This window comes from Vibrio sp. Vb1574 (assembly GCF_033338675.1).
This window is the reverse complement of sequence record NZ_JAWOTC010000163.1, coordinates 1-1,551: the sequence shown is the minus strand read 5'-3', so window position 1 is coordinate 1,551 and position 1,551 is coordinate 1. Positions and strand designations below refer to the sequence as shown.

The 1,551-nt window shown below is 44.6% G+C and carries 2 protein-coding genes and 1 pseudogene; 2 read left to right on the top strand and 1 reads right to left on the bottom strand.

All coding sequences use genetic code 11. The features are described 5' to 3' along the window. Positions 1-363, bottom strand: a 363-nt coding sequence (locus R7O12_RS24460) for a hypothetical protein (RefSeq protein WP_318126625.1), incomplete at its 3' end; no start/stop codon positions are given. Between R7O12_RS24460 and R7O12_RS24455 the strand changes: the two genes are divergently transcribed. Then, positions 334-1,269 carry a response regulator gene (locus tag R7O12_RS24455; protein WP_318126627.1) on the top strand — a complete coding sequence of 312 codons (936 nt, stop codon included), beginning with the start codon at positions 334-336 and terminating at the stop codon, positions 1,267-1,269. The genes R7O12_RS24460 and R7O12_RS24455 overlap by 30 nt on opposite strands. After that, positions 1,269-1,551, top strand: a pseudogene (locus tag R7O12_RS24450) (PAS domain-containing protein); the annotation flags it as partial. The gene R7O12_RS24455 and the pseudogene R7O12_RS24450, both read left to right, overlap by 1 nt.

Below are 1,551 nucleotides of genomic sequence, written 5' to 3'. Positions count from 1 at the left end.
CGCTTTAATTTTAAACGTACGCACTTCGTCCGGTTCCAAACTCATTGTTTTGGAAGCGTCCCCTTCGGGATACACAAAGTTCTCCGTTGTTACAGAATGAAAACCGGCACCGTCGTCATAGTCAAATTGCCAATATTCGAACGGGCTTTGGTCCGGATAATCTTGATACTGATTGTCTTTGTCGTTCGCTAATACAGACAAAATATCTTGCAACTTATCAACGACTTTTAACCCAGTTTCAGTGTGCGAGCCATTGTTGAGAACACGGATTTCGTAGGTCACATCTTCGCCCGGAACAAAGCGGACTTTATCGGCAGTTTTTAAGATCGATACATTAAGCTTATCGCTCGAACCATCGTACAAGATACCTCATTGCACCTTATCGAAGCCCAAGACGGGAATGAGGCGCTGAAAATCTTAGCCGAACAAAATATTGACGTTTTGTTCCTCGATTTAACGATGCCCATTATGGACGGTTTCGAGGTTCTTGAGTCTTTACCCGTCAGCCATTATCCAACTCAGATCGTGATCGTGTCGGGTGATGTACAACAAGAAGCAAAGCAGCGCTGCCTAGAGTTAGGGGCAATGGATTTTATCGCAAAGCCGTTGTCAGAAGAACAAGTCATCCCGCTGTACGAGCGTCTTGGGTTGCATTATGCACAGCGAACATCAATGGAGCTTAATTCTGCACAAAGCCAAGAAGAGCTTTCATCCCTTGCCAAGTTTCGTGAAATTGCCAATATTGCGCTAGGCAAAGGGGCGGCCATTATGGCTGATCACTTGCATGAGTTTATCCAGTTGCCAGTTCCGCATGTCGGGCCATTGTCCTATGGTGAATTGCATATGACGCTGGTGGACGTGATTGGGCGAGATAGCTCTGTAGCGGTTTCGCAGCGCTTTGTTGGCGGCGGTATACACGGAGAGGCGTTGGGTTGCCTACGTGGGAAAGATATCAATCAAATTGGCGAAAGGTTGGGGTATCTGCTCGAATTTACGCCTCATAATGAAATTATTTTAAATGTCTCTAACTTGCTGGTTTCGTCATTCCTAACCTCTTTAGGGAACCAACTTGATAAGCAGTTTTCACTTCGTCAGCCGGGCATCGTCGATACAATCACTCCTTACAATGAAGAACAAGGAGAATCAGGCGAACTCTTTACCATCGAATATACCTACATGGCGGAAGCGCTCGATTTTGAGTGTGAAGTATTATTTCTAATAGACAAACCATCAGTAGAAATTATTTATGAAATCATGGAGTTAATCTGATGTCCGATATCACGCTGGACATAGCAGACTTTCATTGGGTCACACAAATTTTAGATACCATGGATTCTGGGCTCATTGTTCTTGATCCAGAATATAACGTGTGTGTCTGGAACAGCTTTATGCAGTCTTACAGCGGTGTGCTGTCTCAAGATATTTTAGGTCAATGCTTGTTCGATCATTTCGACGAACTACCACGAACGTGGTTGGAAACGAAACTAAAGGCCTCTGCTGATCTTGAGACTCGTTCCTTCTCCAGTTGGGAAAACCGACCATACCTTTTTA